The sequence below is a fragment of the Acinetobacter sp. YH12155 genome (genome assembly GCF_013418255.1).
GTDB classification, from domain to species: Bacteria; Pseudomonadota; Gammaproteobacteria; order Pseudomonadales; family Moraxellaceae; genus Acinetobacter; species Acinetobacter indicus.
The window spans coordinates 14,311-31,204 of sequence record NZ_VPCK01000023.1 but is presented as its reverse complement, the minus strand read 5'-3'; the positions used below and the strand labels follow the sequence as shown (position 1 = coordinate 31,204).

The 16,894-nt window shown below is 47.7% G+C and carries 12 protein-coding genes; 4 read left to right on the top strand and 8 right to left on the bottom strand.

All coding sequences use genetic code 11. From position 1 onward, the window contains the following. Positions 1–206 precede the first annotated feature (206 nt). Complete coding sequence (locus FTU86_RS12205) at positions 207–638, bottom strand: hypothetical protein (protein ID WP_180036509.1); 432 nt, start codon at positions 636–638, stop codon at positions 207–209. Between the two features lie 548 nt (positions 639–1,186). Here FTU86_RS12205 and dusA point away from each other — a divergent pair. Further along, positions 1,187–2,209, top strand: a complete 1,023-nt coding sequence (gene dusA, locus FTU86_RS12200; protein WP_104470083.1) for a tRNA dihydrouridine(20/20a) synthase DusA — start codon at positions 1,187–1,189, stop codon at positions 2,207–2,209. A gap of 55 nt (positions 2,210–2,264) precedes the next feature. Here the strand turns inward: dusA and FTU86_RS12195 are convergent, their stop codons facing one another. The 5 genes from FTU86_RS12195 to FTU86_RS12175 all read right to left on the bottom strand — a co-directional run bounded on the left by FTU86_RS12195 (position 2,265) and on the right by FTU86_RS12175 (position 7,488). Continuing rightward, positions 2,265–3,038 (bottom strand): ThiF family adenylyltransferase, encoded by a 774-nt coding sequence (locus FTU86_RS12195; protein ID WP_005180122.1) that lies wholly within the window; start codon positions 3,036–3,038, stop codon positions 2,265–2,267. Positions 3,039–3,145: 107 nt separating this feature from the next. Beyond that, positions 3,146–3,964, bottom strand: coding sequence for a TatD family hydrolase (locus FTU86_RS12190; RefSeq protein WP_180048550.1), 819 nt, complete (start codon positions 3,962–3,964; stop codon positions 3,146–3,148). After that, positions 3,964–4,938 carry an RsiV family protein gene (locus FTU86_RS12185; RefSeq protein WP_180048549.1) on the bottom strand — a complete coding sequence of 325 codons (975 nt, stop codon included), beginning with the start codon at positions 4,936–4,938 and terminating at the stop codon, positions 3,964–3,966. The genes FTU86_RS12190 and FTU86_RS12185 overlap by 1 nt, the downstream gene beginning before the upstream one ends. A 56-nt stretch (positions 4,939–4,994) precedes the next feature. Further along, positions 4,995–5,819 carry a hypothetical protein gene (locus FTU86_RS12180; RefSeq protein ID WP_075174642.1) on the bottom strand — a complete coding sequence of 275 codons (825 nt, stop codon included), beginning with the start codon at positions 5,817–5,819 and terminating at the stop codon, positions 4,995–4,997. Between the two features lie 79 nt (positions 5,820–5,898). Then, positions 5,899–7,488 carry a peptide chain release factor 3 gene (locus tag FTU86_RS12175; RefSeq protein ID WP_160240962.1) on the bottom strand — a complete coding sequence of 530 codons (1,590 nt, stop codon included), beginning with the start codon at positions 7,486–7,488 and terminating at the stop codon, positions 5,899–5,901. Between the two features lie 452 nt (positions 7,489–7,940). Between FTU86_RS12175 and FTU86_RS12170 the strand changes: the two genes are divergently transcribed. Continuing rightward, positions 7,941–10,019, top strand: coding sequence for a TonB-dependent siderophore receptor (locus FTU86_RS12170; protein WP_180048548.1), 2,079 nt, complete (start codon positions 7,941–7,943; stop codon positions 10,017–10,019). 103 nt (positions 10,020–10,122) lie between these two features. Here the strand turns inward: FTU86_RS12170 and FTU86_RS12165 are convergent, their stop codons facing one another. Continuing rightward, positions 10,123–12,207 carry a bifunctional diguanylate cyclase/phosphodiesterase gene (locus FTU86_RS12165; protein WP_180048547.1) on the bottom strand — a complete coding sequence of 695 codons (2,085 nt, stop codon included), beginning with the start codon at positions 12,205–12,207 and terminating at the stop codon, positions 10,123–10,125. A gap of 279 nt (positions 12,208–12,486) precedes the next feature. After that, the gene (locus FTU86_RS12160) at positions 12,487–14,679 is read right to left on the bottom strand and encodes a carboxy terminal-processing peptidase (protein ID WP_180048546.1); all 2,193 of its coding nucleotides are present in this window, start codon (positions 14,677–14,679) and stop codon (positions 12,487–12,489) included. A 195-nt stretch (positions 14,680–14,874) separates the two neighbouring features. Here FTU86_RS12160 and nagZ point away from each other — a divergent pair, with 195 nt between their 5' ends. Further along, positions 14,875–15,897, top strand: a complete 1,023-nt coding sequence (nagZ, locus tag FTU86_RS12155) for a beta-N-acetylhexosaminidase (RefSeq protein WP_180048545.1) — start codon at positions 14,875–14,877, stop codon at positions 15,895–15,897. A 94-nt stretch (positions 15,898–15,991) separates the two neighbouring features. Beyond that, the gene (locus tag FTU86_RS12150; RefSeq protein WP_180048544.1) at positions 15,992–16,846 is read left to right on the top strand and encodes a class I SAM-dependent methyltransferase; all 855 of its coding nucleotides are present in this window, start codon (positions 15,992–15,994) and stop codon (positions 16,844–16,846) included. The last annotated feature ends 48 nt before the right edge of the window (positions 16,847–16,894 follow it).

The window sequence follows — 16,894 nt, the reverse complement described above, 5'->3', positions numbered from 1 at the left end:
AATAATTCAAGTGAATTTGTTTGAAAGAAGAACTTTAAAAGCTTTATTTTCACCCGATAAAATACCCATAAAACAAGAGGAAGCTCAAATGAGCTTCCTCTTGTGAAAAATTGTGGGACAGCAATGAGCCAATGGCTTCCCTTTTGTTTGAATAGATGGATGAGATTCAGATTAGAACTTGATGTGCATAGTGCTTTCCTCTCACTTTAATCTGCAATCTGCGCCGCTTGATACCGCTCCAGCTCCTTGTCACTCGAGATCTGTGGAGGGGCTGCAATATCCAGCGGTTCTAAGCTCCTTAAGGGCACTTTGATCTTCTTTCCCTTTGGGGTCTTCGGCTGATCTTCATCAACGGTAATTTTCTGAATAAATGTCGCCAACCAGAGTATAAACTTTTCTTTATTGCTGCTTTTCGGCACAATGCTCAAGTCCAGTTTCAGCTCGTTGGCATATAAAGGGTTGACCATCAGCTCATTAAAGTCGATGCTATTGACCAATAATTTAAGACGTGTTTTTTTGATTTCAGCACGCAGCTCAATCATTAACATATTTAAATCATTGATAATATCTCCTCTAAAGTCCTTATTTCGCTCGACATTTCTATAGATTATTTCAGAAAGTTTAATATACTGGGGCATACGATCATCCATTTATTATTCTGAATATAGTGATATTGAAGGATTTTGCGTAATTTTATGTAGTATTTAATAGATATTTTGCAAGAAAAGTGCGTCTTGTTACATTGGAATTACATATTTTTTTAAATAAATCAAAGAATAAATATAATTTGTGAATTGATTGTCAATTTTTCCAGTGAATTAATTTTATTATTTTTATTTTGCTTAAGAGGATTATATATGTATTTTGATTATATATTCTAATTGAATTTAAAGATCATTTTCGGGAGTATTCATTTAATTTATAAAATAACTTAAACTTAATATCAATAATTATAATTTATATTTTAACAATATAACAGTTAAAATAGCAGCAAGCTAAAATATGGATATTCACCCTCCCACCTTCGGACAGCCAACAACAATCTTTTTTCGTCAGCCGGATTTTGTGCTACTATCTCGCCCCTGCACGCCCGGTGGATGTGAGTAAAACCCTCTGCCTTGTGCTGCCCGATCTGTGCGAATAGCGCCTCAGTTTTGTTTCCCGTCGTTGCAAGGTTTGCTGTTGAATGTCAAATGTAAATACGCTTGAAAATATCCAACTGCCAAGAATTTCCGTGGCCCCCATGATGGACTGGACCACCCGGGATTATCGTTTCTTTGCGCGCCTGTTTAACCCAAACGTGATTTTATACACAGAAATGGTCACCACTGGTGCCATTATTCATGGTGATGCCAAACGCCATCTGGACTTTAATCAGGAAGAACATCCTATTGTGCTGCAACTCGGCGGCTCCAATCCTCAAGATCTGGCCACCTGTAGCAAAATGGCGCAAGACTGGGGCTATGATGAAGTTAACCTGAATGTCGGCTGCCCAAGCGACCGCGTGCAGAACAATAAAATTGGCGCCTGCCTGATGGCCGAGCCTGATCTGGTGGCAGAATGTATTGCAGAAATGCGCCATGCGGTGGATATTCCAGTGACGGTTAAACACCGGATCGGGATTGATGACATGCATTCGTATGAAGAAATGCTGCATTTTGTCGATACCGTTGCCAAAACCGGCTGCAATAATTTTATCGTGCATGCCCGGATTGCACTGTTACAAGGCCTATCACCCAAAGAAAACCGTGAAGTGCCGCCTTTACGCTATGAAGATGTTTACCGTTTAAAGCAGGATCGCCCGGAGCTGATCATTGAAATTAACGGCGGCATTAAAACCCTGGCAGAAACACAGGCACATTTACAGCATGTCGATGGGGTGATGATTGGCCGCGAAGCCTATCACAATCCGTATTTACTGGCCGAACTGGGACATTTCTGGAATCTGCCCCTCCCGGACCGTTTCGAGATTATGCAGCAGATGATGCCATATATCGCACAGCGCGTGGCTGAAGGTGCACCGCTGTCGATTATCACCCGTCATATTCTGGGCCTGTTCCAGAACTTGCCAGGCGCACGCAAATGGCGTCAGGCCTTAAGTGGCGGCAATGCCAAAACCTTAAAAGATGTGGAAGTGGCCATTCAAAATATTCAGGCCGCGATGCAGCGTACTGAAAACTATCTGCAGGAACACGCTGTTCAGCCTTAAAAGATCAACAAAAAGTCCTCAATTGAGCTTTTTTTAGAATCAGATCGTAACCGGATTATGCCTGTTTGGCTTTTAGCTGATCGAGTTTTTTCAGAACTTCGGCCACGGCCACCATCGCAAAACTGGAAGTAACCACTACCGCCGAACCATAGCCACCACAGCGCAGCCCGGCACTGGCACAGACATCGGCACTGGAAAACGGATTATCAATTGAATAGATGCAGGTAATCCCGAACTTCTCTTTCGGCTTTTTACAGATGCCTTTGCTACGCAACTGGGCACGCAGTTTGGCCAGCATCGGGTCCTGTTCGGTTTTAGATAAATCAGCCACACGAATTTTCAGCGGATCGAGTTTACCGCCGGCACCGCCGGACACAATCAGCGGCACTTTATTAAAGCGACAATACAGCATCAGCGCCAGCTTGGCTTTGACATCATCAATACAGTCCAGCACCACATCCGGGGTATGCGCCAGCAGGTCTTTGACATTGTCCGGGGTCAGGTAATCATCAATCAGATTGATCTTGATGCGTGGATTAATGGCACGGCAACGCTCGGCCATAATTTCAATTTTTTCATGGCCCAAAGTGCTGCTCATGGCCGGTAATTGCCGGTTGATGTTAGAGGCGGCCACCACATCCATATCCACCAGGGTTAGCTCACCAATACCGGTTCGCGCCAGAGCTTCAACCGCCCAAGAACCGACCCCACCGATGCCAATCACCATGACATGACTGTTGGCATAATACTGAAAGCTGTCCTCACCATAAATTTTGGCAACACCGGCAAAACGGCGGTCATATTCATCATCTTGGAGCAGTTCAGTCATTGCACAATCAAATCTTATACAGGAGGGCTTATTTTAACGGTTTTTTCACATGGCGTGTGAGATTGGAGGATTTTTGCACGGTGCAACAGCAGCGAGAGATTTAGATTTTAGGCCAGATGTAAAGCCTGTAACGAGTTCTGCCAGATCGCCTCGGCCAGTGCTGCCTGCTCCATCTGCAAACTTTGCGCCAGCCCTTCGAGCACATAAGGTAAATTGGCCGGCGTATTGCGGGTACACTGCTCGGTCGAGGACTGGCAGCACAGTGGTGTCATATCCGGACAATCGGTTTCAAGCACCAGATGTTCTGGGCCTAATTCCTGCACCACCCGATGCAGTTTCTTGGCATTCGAATTGGTAATTTGTCCGGTCACGCCAATTTTAAAACCCAGTTTGACAAAGGCTTTGGCTTCTTCAACACCACCGCTAAAGGCATGGGCAATTCCGCCATAGCTAAAATTCTGCTGTTTTAGCAGCGCCAAGACATCGGCATGGGCTTTACGAATATGCAGCAATACCGGACGCTGAAACTGCCGTGCCAGCTCCAGCTGGGCGGTAAAATACTCCTGCTGTTTCTGATACAGCTCAGGCTGTTTATGCTGCTTTAAGAAGGTATCCAGGCCAATTTCACCAACCGCAACGCAGTCCTGTTCACGCAATAACTGTTCTACATCCAGCAGATGTTGCGGCTGATGCTGCTCGATATAAAACGGATGTAATCCCGGTGCCAGATGGCTTCGCGGCGCCTGGCTTAACCGGTTCAGCCATTGATGGGTATCCAGCAACTGCTGAAAACGCGACTGCACAAAGCCAATTAAAATCAGCTGTTCGACACCCGCCTGCTTCGCCTGATAGGCCAGTTGCTCCCGATCAGCATCAAAATCCGCCACATCAAAGTGGGTATGGGTATCAAACAGTGCCAGTGTCATTAGATGGTTTTCGCGTCAGCGCTGGACGCAGCTGCTGTAGTGGCTTCGCTGGCTGGCGCTTCAGGTGCCGGCAAATATGGTTTTTTCAGCACCTGCTGCAGCTCTGTATAAGGAATCATCAGCCGTGGCAAACCGACCACATACGGTCCAATTTCATATTCGGCATATTGCAGAATCAGGCCTTGCTGCCCCAGATAGAAATTATCCGACAGCTTGAATTTCCAGGCCTGCTCATATTCGGCAACATTATTGGACAGTTTGCTGTCTACCACCCATTGCTTAAAGGCGTCATAGGCGGCAGCTTCCAAAGCGGCTCGTTGCTGCGGCTGCAAGATGTCAGCCAGTTTGACCTGCTTTTTCTGCTCCAGATCAAAATTAAAATAGGTTTGCGCAGTAGCGCCATGTGCACCGCCCAGATAGCTGCTGCTATTTACTACCACGGTGGCCAGCGGCCCTTCCGAGTTTAAAATTTTTGGTTTAATCATCAGGCTAATCTGATGATTGGCACTCAATGCCTTGATTTCCTGATCCAGACTTAAGAAGGCCGCAATAAAGGGCTGCACCTGCTGTTCCAGTTTCTGTTTTGGTGTTGGAATTTGCGTCAGTGCCTGTGCCGAGGAAGCTGGCTCTGCCGCAGAGGCTGGCGCTTCAACATTTAGAGGTTTATCTGCCGGGGCAATTTCCAGGGTCTGGTTCAGTTCTTTGAGAATGTACTGATCAATCTGCTCATCGACAAAAGGCTGGTTACTCTGCAAACGCTCAACAGAAAGCTCCGGGCAGTTCTTGCCTTCACATTCCGGCAAGTTCAGCTGCAGCTTTTCCGGCTCGCCAATCAGTTTTAGCGCCTGCTGTTCAACTTCTGCGGCCTGCGCCTGCTGTTCCTGTTTCGGTTCATTATTTTTGGGCTGACATGCGGTCAATGCCATGGACACGGCCAAGACACTCATCACCCATGCTGTTTTTTGCTTTAACATTGAATAACCTTTATTGCCTTTTGTGCATCTCAGATTCAAAGCGGATGTTCCCATTATTAAAACATGCGCGAATAAATTTCAGCTTTTACAACTTGTTGAGTTTGTGCTTTCGTTAAGTAAATATCAAGCTGTGTTCCATCTTTCACAATTTCATGGGTGCGATAATGCAGCCCCATGCCTTCATGATCAAAGAACCAGTCGGCCTGTCCCCAATATAAGGTTTTCGGTGCCGTGTTTTGTACCTCTGCACTCTGTTCTTTCAGCCATTGCTGATAGGCCTGCTGCACGATTGCATGCATCGCAGTTTGCTGCTCGGGCTGAATAATATCCAGTGCGGTTAAAGCCTGCTGCTGTTGACGATCAGCCACGAAAAAATAATAACGCTCTTTAACTTTTACCGTTTCCTGATGACTATCCACCCCTATCTGCAATAACACATACTGGTTACGCTGATAGGCCAGCCGGGTATACAGCGCCAGTTCATAGGCCGGATTTTTGGCAAACTCGGCCTGCCAGGCATCAGATTTTTTCACATAGGCATTCACCGCCTGCTGCAGGCTCATGTCCTGTTTCAGCCCGATCTGGTCCTGAATCACCTTGGCCTGACTTTTGGCAATCCACTGGTTCAGCCATGGATCCTGTGTCTGAATGGTTTGAATATCCAGATCAATACAGTTTTTCTTTTCACAAAATGGCAAAGCAATCTCTGCCGGCTGCTGCTTAATCTGCAGGAATGGCAGCACCTCGGCTTTTTCCTGTTGGAAGATATTTTTTTCAGGACGCGCATCTTCAGCCGATTCATTGTTCTGGGAAGATGAGTCGCAGCCCCCCAAAGACAGTGCCAGCACGGCACAAGCAATAAAACTGATTTTTGTTTGCATTGTGGTTCTCTCTTCCTGAAATTTTCCCCATCCTAGAAAAACAGCTTCACGAAGAAGCTGTTTTAACGGCGATAACCCTTTAGTGTTCGCGGGTGTTACTGAACACGATGTCCGGATAACGCTCCTGCATCAACTGCAAGTTGACGCGGCTTGGCGCCAGATAAGTCAGATGACCACCACCATCCACCGATAACTGGTCATGGGCTTTTTTCTTGAACTCGTTGAATTTCTTCTCATCTTCACAAGAGACCCAACGTACCGTGTTGATGCTGACCGGCTCGTAAATACAATCGACCTTGTATTCTTCTTTCAGACGATAGGCCACCACTTCAAACTGCAGCACACCGACCGCACCCACGATCAGGTCATTGCTGTTTTGCGGCATAAATACCTGGGTCGCCCCTTCTTCCGACAGCTCTTTTAAGCCTTTTTGCAGCTGCTTCGATTTTAGCGGATCTTTTAAACGTACACGGCGGAACATTTCCGGTGCGAAGTGCGGAATACCGGTAAACTGCAGGTTTTCGCCCGAGGTAAACGTATCACCAATCTGGATGGTACCGTGGTTGTGCAGACCAATAATATCGCCCGGCCATGCTTCTTCCAGATGCTGACGGTCACCGGCCAGGAAGGTTAAAGCATCGGAAATACGCACGTCTTTACCAATACGCACATGCTTCATCTTCAGACCTTTTTCATATTTGCCTGAGCAGATCCGCATAAAGGCAATCCGGTCACGGTGTTTCGGGTCCATATTGGCTTGGATTTTAAAGACAAAGCCCGTGAAACCTTCTTCAGTCGCTTCGACCACACGGTCCTGAGTCGGATGTGCTTTTGGTGGTGGCGCATAGTCGCTAAAAGCATTCAGGACATGGTCAACCCCGAAGTTACCCAGTGCGGTTCCGAACAGTACCGGGGTTTGACGACCCGCCAGGAACTCTGCACGATCCAGCGGTTCATTGGCCATTTGCACCAGTTCTAAAGATTCTTCAAATGCCGCCCAGGCCAGTTCACCGACTTTTTCACGCAGGTCAGCATGGTCATAGCCATCACGCACTTCAATTTCAGGAATAGTCGAACCAAAACCGGCTTTATACACGTAAAATTTTTCTTCCAGCAGGTTAAACACGCCAGCAAAATCACGCCCGGTACCCAGCGGCCAGGTAATCGGTACACATTTAATTTTCAGGACGTTTTCAATTTCATCCAGCAGCTCTAAAGGCTCACGGATTTCACGGTCCATTTTGTTGACGAAAGAAATAATTGGTGTGTCACGCATACGACACACTTCCATCAGTTTGATGGTCCGGTCTTCGACACCTTTGGCCCCGTCAATCACCATAAGTGCCGAGTCTACCGCGGTTAAGGTTCGGTAGGTATCTTCCGAGAAGTCTTCGTGCCCCGGGGTATCGAGCAGGTTGATCATCTTGTCTTTATACGGGAACTGCATGACCGAGGTGGTAATCGAAATCCCACGCTCTTTTTCCATTTCCATCCAGTCCGAGGTCGCCGCCCGATCCGATTTACGACTTTTCACCATCCCCGCCACCTGAATCGCCTGCCCCCATAACAGCAGTTTTTCTGTCATGGTGGTTTTACCGGCATCGGGGTGGGAAATAATCGCAAAGGTCCTGCGCGCCGCGACTTCTTTCGCGAGTTGATCTTTAAACATAAGGGAAATCTTCAATATATACACAGTTTGCGACACACATTTTCATGTGAATCCAAGCCGTGAAGGGATAACTTAAAATTGGCGCAATTGTAGCAGATTTCAGCCAACAATCATTAGAGCACTTGGGCCGGAATCGGTTTAAATTTTAAGTGGAAAATAAAAGTATCTGGAGATCGCGACTTTGCGATAAAAGTTTTCAAAATCACCATCTATTTAGTTTTAAAAGACTTAGGCTTTTCACCGCAGAACAGAACTCCCCATATTTCTTTATCATTTGGAAAAATCAGGGAAAATCAGCATCCTCTCTGCGGATATTTTTGATTTAAATATCTCATTAAAGCCAATTAAATAATAATTATTATCAATAGAGAGTGATATTCAATATCATTTACAGCAGACTGTTTATTCCCCACACTGCATGCACTTTTTTCGGGGTCCATCCAGAGCATGTTATGAAATCTTCTCTTTTTTTGCTGTCTTCACTCAGCTTGATGACAGCGCAAGCCTATGCCAACGAAACAGCCAATGCTGTGACTTTACCCACACTCAACTCTTCGGCACAGGCAAGCCTTAGCCTGAAAACGCAAGTAGAGCAAGCCTCCACCGCCAGCAAAGGTATGGCACAACTGAAAGATATTCCTCAAATTGTGAATGAGGTTCCGCAACAAGTCTTAAAAGAACAGAATGTGACCTCCCTGCAAGGCGCATTGCAGAATGTGACCGGTTTAAGTTTTAGTGTCGGAGATGGCCAGCGTGATCAGGTCATGATTCGCGGCTTTTCAGCCATTTCCGATCAGTATGTCGATGGGGTACGCGATGACGCGCTGTATTATCGTGATCTGTCGAATGTAGAACGGGTGGAAGTGCTAAAAGGGCCCGGGTCGGTGTTATATGGCCGGGGTTCAGCAGGCGGCCTGATCAACCGGATCAATAAAAAACCCCTGGATGAAGCACTGCATGAAATCAGCCTGATCGGCAGCAGCCTGGGGAAAAAACGTGCCGAACTTGATTTTGCCGAGGTCCTCAATGACCAATTCAAAGTCCGTCTGACCGGTGCGCTTGAACACTCAGATGGCTATCGCAATCAGAGTTTCGTCAATCGGGAAACTGTAGCACCGTCTGTGCAATGGGATATTTCAGATCGAACCACTCTGCTCTTGCAAGCCGATTACCTGCACGATGACCGTTTGGCCGATCAGGGCTTTCCCATGGACCCGCTGACCGGCAAACCGGTACGTACCAATCCAAAAATATTCTATGGCGCCTCCAACGCAAAGGATGTAGGCAATGTCGATACTGAAGTATCCAGCCAAACGATTACGCTAGAACATCAGTTCAATGATCAGCTGAAATATCGCGGTGTCGCCCGGCATTATAATTATGCCTTGGACCGGGAATACAGCAACACCAGTCCAGCAGCGGATCAGGTCACGCTCAGCCAGATTAAACGCATGCGCGATGAAGATGGCATCTTCTTGCAGAATGAACTGTTCGGCGCCTTTCATACTGGCCAGATCAAACACGATACCTTAATCGGCACGGAATACAGCCAGCAGCATAAAGATGAAATATTCTGGTTAGGGTCAAAAGCCACGACCGATTTATATGATCCGGTCTTGCCGCACTGGTCACCGGTCGATACCTCTGCCATTCCAAGAGTCAATACCTCCAGCGAATTTGAAAATTATGCCGTCTATGTACAAGACCTGATCAGCCTGAATGAACAGCTCAAGGTTTTGGCCGGGGTACGTTATGATCATCTTTCCCAATACAGGCATGATCAGAAAAATAACAGCAGCATCCAGCGCGATGACCAGACCCTCTCCCCTCGCCTGGGCGTGGTCTATCAACCGACCAAAAATTTATCCTTATATGCCGCCTATAATCAGTCGTTTCAGCCCCTTGCAGATTCATTCGTGTTTTATAGCAACAGTGCCGACCTGAAACCGACCAAAACCAGAAACCTGGAAGTCGGGACCAAATGGGACATCAATGATCGGCTGAATATGACCCTGGCCGTATTTGAAATGACGCAGAGCAATATCCAAAATAAAATTCCGGACAGTAATCCGCCGCTGGCGATGCTGGCTGGGGAACAAAGCACGCAAGGCGTTGAAGTGTCCTTGACCGGTCAGCTCAGCGATCAATTATCCCTGTTGGCGGGTTATGCCTATATGGATGGAAAAATTGAAAAATCGACCATCGGTCTGGCCGGCAAACAGGCCGCGTTAACGCCCAAAAACAGCACCAATCTCTGGTTAAAGTATCAACTGGATGAGCACTGGTTTGCTGCGGTGGGTGGCCGGGCAGAATCCTCCCGCTTTAGTGCGCCGGACAATAAAAATGTCTTGCCGGGCTATGCGGTTTTCAATGCCGCGCTGGGTTATCAGACCGCGCAGTATGATGTAACACTAAATCTGAATAACCTGTTTGACCGTGATTATTTTGTCTCAGGACATGGTGAGGGGAACGATTCCAATATGATGGGCGACCCACTGAATGCACAGCTCGCGCTTCGTTATCGTTTTTAATATGTGAGGTAAATAGATGTCATCTGGCATCCATTTTTAAACCATTTTTTCTTGCAACATCGACCGTGATTTTTTAAACATCTGGCTATCTAAAAACAGTACCTTAATCAGACCCGATAATTTCATTTTGTACTTGCGGCAAGTCTTCCAAACGCTCGACCTCAACCGGCATCGACAGCAAATAACCTTGTAATTGCTGACAACCCAAACGCGCCAGAATTTCGGCCTGTAATGGCGTTTCCACCCCTTCTGCGGTAACCGTCAATCCCAGTTTGGTCGCCAGCTGGATAATACTTTCCAGAATCATTTCTTCTTTGGAATCGCGATACAGGTCTTTAATAAATGCGCGGTCAATTTTTAGCTCATCCACCGGCAGGTCTTTTAAATACAGGAAACTGGAATGGCCCGTGCCAAAATCATCAATCGCCAGTTTCACGCCCATTTCTCTTAAGCGCCTAAAACTGCGAATACTCGATTCCACATGATGCATGGCAGTGGTTTCGGTAATTTCAATCATGAGATGACTCGGGTCAATCGCATAACGGCAGAATAAGGTTTCCAAGGTACTAAACAAATGTTTATGCTCGAACTGCACCGCCGACAGATTGACTGCCAATGGAAACAGGTTCAGTCCCTGCTGTTCCCATTGCTGAATCTGTTTGCAGGCCTGCTCGAGGGCCCAATAGCCCATCTGGATAATCAGGCCGGACTTCTCCGCACCTTTAATAAACATATTCGGGGTCAGCAGACCATGCACCGGATGCATCCAGCGAATTAATGCTTCAACGCCACAAATCTGCTGGGTGCTGGTGGTAAATTTGGGCTGGTAAAACAGAATAAACTGCTGTTCATCGACAGCTTTATATAAATCATTTAACAGCTTGGTCTGGCTTTTGGTTTCCTGCTGGTCAATGCTGTAATTAAACACCGAATAAGTGTTACGGCCCTGATATTTTGAGGTCAGCATGGCGGCATCGGCATTCATCAGTACATCTTGCAGGTTGTTACCGTGCTCCGGGTACATCGCAATACCAATACTGGCCGAGATATTAATGCTCTTGCCGGCAATCAGGAAACTCTCCTGTACACTGTGCAGCACATTTTCTGCCGCCTGAATCGCATCCTCAACCGTGGCCTGCTCCAACACCAGCAAGAACTCATCACCGCCAATTCTTAATAATTTTTCCTGTGATTTCAGCTGCTGATGCAGTCGTGTGGTCAGCTGAATCAGCAACTGATCACCAACATGATGGCCAAATACATCATTCACCGCCTTAAAACGGTCCAGATCAATATATAAAAACGCGACATTCTGCTGATTGATGCGCTGGGCGCTAAACAACAAATGCGCATATTCAGCGAGATATAAACGGTTGGGTAATTTGGTCAGATTGTCCTGCACCGCCTGATTGGCCAGCTCGCGGTTGACCAGCGACAACTGGCGGTTACGCTCTTCCAGACGCTGCTCCAGCACGGCCACACTAAAGGCGGCAACGATCACCAGACTGGTCACAAAAATCACGGTAAACAGCAAGATGCCATTGCCGGTTTTATAGATCGCACCCAGACGTTCCGTATCAATCGGATAGTAAGACACCGAGGCCATGCCGGTATAATGCATCCCGACAATAGCCAGCGACATCATAATGGCAATCATCACCTTATAGTGACGATGGTAAAGCAAGGCATTTTTAAAGCGAAACGCCAGCCAGAAGGTCAGGCCGGAACCACTAATGGCAATGAGCACCGAAAACACCACCAGTAGCGGATCATAGTAGGTCCGATGATTCTCTACGACCATGCCTAGCATACCAGTATAGTGCATGCCGGAAATTCCGAGCCCCATTAACACTGCCCCAATCACCAGACGGGCAAAAGGCAGGGTGGGTTTGGTGGTCAGCCAGATGGCAAAGGTGGAAGCAATAAAGGCAATAACGCCAGAAAAAATGCTTAGCGGCAGATTAAATGCGTAATTGGCTGGTAACTGGCAAGCCAGCATCCCGACAAAATGCATGCCCCAAATAGCAACGCCAAAGCATAGGCCACTGAGCAAGAGCATGGCTTTTTCAGATTTCTGGCGGATTCCCCCGAGCAGGAACTGCTGGGTTGAGATAGCCAGATAACTGGCCAGAATTGCAACCGCAATTGAACCTACCACCAGGCTAAAGTCATAGTGAATATGAACCATAAAAAGCTTCCGTATAGGTTATTTTTTTGTTGTTACTATACTCAACGCTAAATACTCATGAATTTGCCGCTTTAAAAGATAAAAATAAAACAAGGAATTAAAACTCAAACTAGAATCTTATACTATCGCATTGAGGTCAAGCCTAAATGCGGTTTTTCCGCCCCGAAAGCCATCATTTTTCACGTTGATTTACCAGCTCATCTGCCTTTTGAGTCATTCAACTCAAAAGCATCAAAAAAGGCCAGTACATCTACCGGCCTTTTTCTCACATCCAAGGTCTTATTTGGCTGTACCTGATTGTAACTGACTATAATCCAGTAACACGTTGGCCGCCTCGCTCACAAAGACTTCTTCTTCCGGCAGCGGTGGACGCTGGTTGGCTTTCATTTTGGCCCGTGACTCGGCTTGCGCTTCCAGTGAGGCCTGATAGCTTTCCCAGTTTGGATACGGCGCCAAACCGGTCGCCTGACGACGTACGTTTTCAGCGGCTAAGGTTTTACGCTCCAGCTCAATCAGCTCGGCACGGCGCTGATCTAAATCCAGCACCGCCGTTTTGCCCTCTTCTGCCTGTTTGGCAATATTTTTACGCTCAGTCAGATACTTGAACTGCGGATCAATACTGACCCGGGTCTGCGAAGATTTGGCCAGTTGCGGCACATAAGACTGCACCACACCCTCACGTTTAAATGGTGCGGTGGCAATGGTGTCCCACTTCAGCGCATTCTTGGCCTTACGCTCACCAAATTCTTCATTGTAGATATCTACCAGTTTAATGTCCGGAATCACCCCTTTGTTCTGGGTACTGCCGCCGGTAATCCGGTAGAACTTACGCTGGGTAAGCGTGGCCTGACCATAGGCCAGAGTGTCCAATTGTACCTGTGCTGTCCCTTTACCGGTGGTTGTGCTACCAATCACAATACCGCGCTCATAATCCTGAATCGCGGCTGAATAAATCTCGCTGGCAGAAGCCGAGGCCAGGTTAATCAGGACTGCTAGCGGGCCAGCATAGGTCTGTTCACCGCCATCATTGTCTTCAAACACGCTCACGTTGCCATTGCCATCACGGATTTGTACTACCGGACCCGATTTAATCACCTGACCCAGCATACGTGCCACCTCTTCAAGTGAGCCGCCCGGGTTATTGCGTAAATCGACAATAATCCCGTCGACATTTTTGGCAGCCAGCGTTTTCAAGGCATTGTTGGTGTCTTCCGATACCGAACGGTATTCCACTCCGGCACGGCGCGCCCGATAGTTCAGATAAAATGATGGAATTTCAATCACGCCATAGGTATAGGTTTTGCCATCACGTTGAATTTGCACGGTTCGGTTACGCACCCCGGCATCTTCTTCCTGAATAATGTCACGTACCAACGTCACGGTACGTGCCTGACTCATCGAGGCACCCGGACCGAGTAAACGCAAGGTCACTTTGGTGCCACGTTTACCGCGAATCAGACCGACCACTTCATTGCTTGGCCAGCCAATCACATCCACAATTTTCTCGCCATCCTGACCGACACCAATAATCCGGTCGCCAGATTTGACCTGACCAGATTTACTCGCCGGTCCGCCTTCAACAATGGTTTCAATCTTGGTGTAATCTTCATTGCTGCGATCCGGACGAATCGACACCCCAATCCCTTCCAGCTGCAAGGTGGTCTGACGGTTCAGCTCCATTGCATCAACAGGCGGGAAATAGTTGCTGTGCGGATCATAGGTCAGCATCATCGCATTTAAGGTTTTGTCCAGCACATCGTCGCTTTTCAGACGGCTCATGCGTTCCAGCTGACGAGTATAACGCTTGGTCAGGGTTTCCACCGGCGTCATATCTTCCGGGCCGGATAAATCTTGCCCATTGGCCAGTTCTGGATTTTCCTTGAGGGCTTTTTGTTTGGCCTGCTCTTCTTCTTTGCTGATGGTCAGGTTAATCAGCTGGGACACCAGCATTTTTTGCCAGTGGGCACGCTGCTCGGCCTGGGTCTTAAAGAACGGCGCTTTTTCACGATCCAGCTCAATCGTGACATTCGGCTGTTTTAAATTCTGCGGTTTTTTCAGCTCGGCCAGCATAAACTGATAGAAGGCCTGCATGCGTTCACGATAATGCGCATGAATCTGATATGGGCCCGATAAATCACCGGCTTTTAAGGCGGCTCCAAAATTGGCACCATATTTTTTCTTATACTGTTCGACTTCATTGGCCAGGAACAAGGTGTGTTCCGGGTCCAGACTATCGATGTAAAAATCAAAAATGCGATTGGAGGTGTTGCTGTCTAAACGCTGGTTCAGGTAATGCTGACGGTCAACCAAGGTCGCTAACTGGCGTGACACCAAGGCCTGTTCCCGGGTTGGAACAATGGTATTGGAAACAGCAGCAGTATTATTGGCAGCAATGGCTTCGTTGATTGCGTGACTAAAGAAGAATCCCCCAGTTGCCACGGCAACTGCACAAGCTATCGTTTGAAGTTTCATAAATAATGTGTATTTCCTTGGTTTTCGACCAGTAGTACAAGGTTGCTTAGCGACGAATCAAGCAGATTCAAAATCTTAAACAACTTAATCTGTTTATGTCGTGTAGTTTTATCATATTCTGTGCTGACAAAATGTAGCAAATCATTGCAGAATTCAGGTATTGTTTTTCGATAAAAATTTGAATCCGGAACCGATATGATTGGCGCATTGATGCTCGACATCGCTGGCACAGCACTTACTCAAGAAGATATTCAACTCTTACAAGCTCCGCAAGTCGGTGGCGTCATTTTATTTGGTCGAAATATCGAATCACCGCGGCAGGTACGCGCCCTGACCGATCATATGCGTCAGGTACGTCCGGATATTTTAATTGCAGTCGATCAGGAAGGCGGCCGGGTGCAGCGTTTAAAACAGGGTTTCACCCTACTGCCGGCCATGGGCCGTTTTGGCGAGCTGTATCAGCAGCAGCCGGAACGGGCGGTCGAGCTGGCTGAACAGTGCGGCTGGCTGATGGCCACCGAAGTATTAGCGGTCGGTATTGATTTCAGTTTTGCCCCGGTGCTGGATTTAAATGACATCAGCGATGTCATTGGCGACCGCAGTTTTGCCCGCAATATGGACGATATTATCGTACTGGCACGCGCCTTCTTAAGCGGCATGCAGCGCGCTGGTATGGCCACCACCGGCAAGCATTTCCCCGGTCATGGCTCGGTCAAGGCCGATTCGCATGTGGCCGCTGCGATTGATTCACGTTCTTATGCAGAGATTCAGCAAAAAGACATGCAAAGCTTTATCCAGCTGCAAGCCCAACTGGATGCCCTAATGCCTGCGCATGTAATTTATGATCAGGTCGATCCGAACCCGGCCGGTTTCTCTCCGTACTGGATTCAGACCGTGCTACGTCAACAGCTGAATTTTGATGGCGTGCTGTTCTCGGATGATTTAAGCATGCAGGCCGCCTGTGTGGCAGGTGGTGCCGATGCCCGCATTCAAGCGGCCTTAAACGCCGGTTGTGATATGGGACTGGTCTGTAATGACCGTGCCGCCGCCTGTCTGGCACTGGACGGCATTCAGGATTTACCGTTACCAAATCAGGCCCGTTTAGCCCGTATGCGTGGCCAGATTCCAGAAATTCAGATCGGTGATGTACTCGAGCTCGGCCCGGAATGGCAAGCAGTACGCGACCGTATTGTCCGCTTTAAAGACAGCGGCCAGTAATACCGACAAAGGAACAGGACAAGCTGTTCCTTTTTCTTTATGATGCAAATACATAAATCCACCCCGAATAAATAAAAAGAATAGAGGACCTTGCATGAGCCAACCGCTTTCCGAACATCGCCATATATCCTTTACTGCCCACTATACCGGCTATATCTGGTTTCAAATGGGCATCTCGCATCCGGTATTTGCTACTTCAAAAGGCAAGTTTCTGGCCAAATTGGTCCATCCGCTGGAAAGCTGGGCCGAAAAATATGTCGGTGGCAGTATGCGCACCACCCTGAAAGAACGCCACACCATTATTGACCAGCAACTGACCGAGCTGATTGCCCGCAATCCTCGTACCCAGGTGCTGGAAATTGCCTGCGGCCTGTCCCCACGGAGCTGGAATTTCCGCCAGAAATATCCGGAACTGAATTACCGCGAGCTGGATTTACCGGATATGGCCAAGGTGAAAACCGCCGCCTTGCAACAACTGGACCAGCAGGCACCGGAAGTCTTGAGTGCCGATATTTTCAGTGAAGAATTTGCCCAGATTTTTCAGCATTTTGACCCGCAGCAACCGCTGGTAATTATTAGTGAAGGCTTAATCAATTATTTCGACAAGCCGATGCTCAGCAAACTGCTGCATGGGATTTATCAATATGGACAACATTTTCAGGAACTGCATTACTTGAGTGATATTTATCCTGAACCGGTGAAAAACAAACTGGCCAGCTTTATGTGGACCAGCAGTAAATTACTGAAAGTCATGTCTCGCAGCGCCTTTAGTTTTCATTTTCAAAGTCCGGGTGAAGTCAGTGACTTTGTTAAAGCCAGCGGTTTTGAGCGGGTCGATATGCTGCAGCCGCAGCACTATTTCCACACTCCGGACCTGCCCGCCCCTGAAGAACATTTGGGTGATATTGTCTGGGTGCTGCACGCCTGCCATAAACAGCCCAGTGCCTAAAAGAGAGTTCTGAGCCTCATCAGCCCATAAAAAAACAGCGCCTTTGCG